This window comes from Mesohalobacter halotolerans (assembly GCF_006120725.1).
Classification (GTDB): domain Bacteria; phylum Bacteroidota; class Bacteroidia; order Flavobacteriales; family Flavobacteriaceae; genus Psychroflexus; species Psychroflexus halotolerans.
The window spans coordinates 1-2,369 of the sequence record NZ_SWMU01000007.1 but is presented as its reverse complement, the minus strand read 5'-3'; the positions used below and the strand labels follow the sequence as shown (position 1 = coordinate 2,369).

Sequence of the window (2,369 nt, the reverse complement as noted above, 5' to 3'; positions counted from 1 at the left end):
AGGCATCCACCATACGCCCTTTACAAACTTTTTTATACCTTCTGTATGTCGCATCCTTATTTATATAAGAATGCCTACTCTTTATTATTACAATATGTCAAAGAACTTCAAAATAGTAATACTGTAAACTAAACCTTACTATCACGTATTTTTTAAATACCTTTTATTGTTGAGAATATCGCCCCGACGATTCGTAAGAACCGATGACCTCCCGCGTAAGGCGGGACACTCTAACCACTAAGCTAATTTACATTTTTTTTTAGAACTTATTTTTGTGGAGAATATCGGAGTCGAACCGATGACCTCCTGCGTGCAAGGCAGGCGCTCTAGCCAGCTGAGCTAATTCCCCTATATAAATGTTTTTTAAAATTGATGTAGTCTTGGGCAGACTCCCTTCGACAAGCTCAGGTTATCCCGAAGCTTCGGGACTCGTCTGCGACTCGACTTGTAGTCTCGGGCAGACTCGAACTGCCGACCTCTACATTATCAGTGTAGCGCTCTAACCAGCTGAGCTACGAGACTGATTATCAAATTGACAAGTAAAGATAAGCCCGTATAGACTGTACTTAGTCGTATTTGCTTTACAAAGCAAAATACTCTAAAAAAGGAGATATTCCAGCCGCACCTTCCGGTACGGCTACCTTGTTACGACTTAGCCCCAGTTACTAGTTTTACCCTAGGTCGCTCCTTGCGGTGACGAACTTCAGGCACTCCCAGCTTCCATGGCTTGACGGGCGGTGTGTACAAGGCCCGGGAACGTATTCACCGCACCATGGCTGATGTGCGATTACTAGCGATTCCAGCTTCACGGAGTCGAGTTGCAGACTCCGATCCGAACTGTGATATGCTTTTGAGATTTGCGCCTACTCGCGTAGTGGCTGCTCATTGTACATACCATTGTAGCACGTGTGTAGCCCAGGACGTAAGGGCCGTGATGATTTGACGTCATCCCCACCTTCCTCGCGGTTTACACCGGCAGTCTGGCTAGAGTTCTCAGCTTAACCTGGTAGCAACTAACCATAGGGGTTGCGCTCGTTATAGGACTTAACCTGACACCTCACGGCACGAGCTGACGACAACCATGCAGCACCTTGCAAATTGTCCGAAGAAAAGGGTATTTCTACCCCTGTCAATATGCATTTAAGCCCTGGTAAGGTTCCTCGCGTATCATCGAATTAAACCACATGCTCCACCGCTTGTGCGGGCCCCCGTCAATTCCTTTGAGTTTCATTCTTGCGAACGTACTCCCCAGGTGGGTTACTTATCACTTTCGCTTAGCCACTTATCTCTCAATTAAGACAAACAGCTAGTAACCATCGTTTACTGCGTAGACTACCAGGGTATCTAATCCTGTTCGCTACCTACGCTTTCGTCCATCAGCGTCAGTGTATTGTTAGTGATCTGCCTTCGCAATTGGTATTCTGTGTAATATCTATGCATTTCACCGCTACACTACACATTCTAACCACTTCACAATAACTCAAGAATAACAGTATCAATGGCAATTTTATGGTTGAGCCACAAACTTTCACCACTGACTTATTATCCCGCCTACGGACCCTTTAAACCCAATAATTCCGGATAACGCTCGGATCCTCCGTATTACCGCGGCTGCTGGCACGGAGTTAGCCGATCCTTATTCGTACAGTACCGTCAACACCCGACACGTCGGGCTTTTTCTTCCTGTATAAAAGCAGTTTACAATCCATAGGACCGTCTTCCTGCACGCGGCATGGCTGGATCAGGATTGCTCCCATTGTCCAATATTCCTCACTGCTGCCTCCCGTAGGAGTCTGGTCCGTGTCTCAGTACCAGTGTGGGGGATCTCCCTCTCAGAACCCCTACCTATCAATGCCTATGTAGGCCGTTACCCTACATAATAGCTAATAGGACGCATACTCATCCTTTACCGTAATCTTTAATCCCAAAAGCCATGCGACTTCGAGATACCATAAGGCATTAATCCACGTTTCTATGGGCTATTCCTTAGTAAAGGGCAGATTGTATACGCGTTACTCACCCGTGCGCCGGTCGTCGCCTGAGTGCAAGCACTCAGCGTTACCCCTCGACTTGCATGTGTTAGGCCTGCCGCTAGCGTTCATCCTGAGCCAGGATCAAACTCTTCATTGTTGTTTCTGTAAATATTAAAAACCTTTCTAATCTATACATAAACACCAAAATCTGTTGACTCGGGTATGTTTATTTTTCGCTTATCTTTACGCGTTGTCGATTTATTATTATCGACATGTCAATTCAATATGTCAATGTACGTTTTAATTAATTTTAATTTTCGCCCGAAAGCGGGTGCAAATGTAAAACCTTTTTTCCTTTCTACAAACACTTTTTTTTAAAAAAATATTGTTTTTTTT

The 2,369-nt window shown here is 45.0% G+C and carries 2 tRNA genes and 1 rRNA gene; all 3 read right to left on the bottom strand.

Annotated elements, in window-relative coordinates:
- Positions 1-275: 275 nt before the first annotated feature.
- A tRNA-Ala gene (locus tag FCN74_RS11955) sits at positions 276-349 on the bottom strand.
- Positions 350-448: 99 nt separating this feature from the next.
- Positions 449-522, bottom strand: a tRNA-Ile gene (locus FCN74_RS11950).
- A gap of 81 nt (positions 523-603) precedes the next feature.
- A 16S ribosomal RNA gene (locus tag FCN74_RS11945) occupies positions 604-2,130 on the bottom strand.
- Between the last annotated feature and the right edge of the window lie 239 nt (positions 2,131-2,369).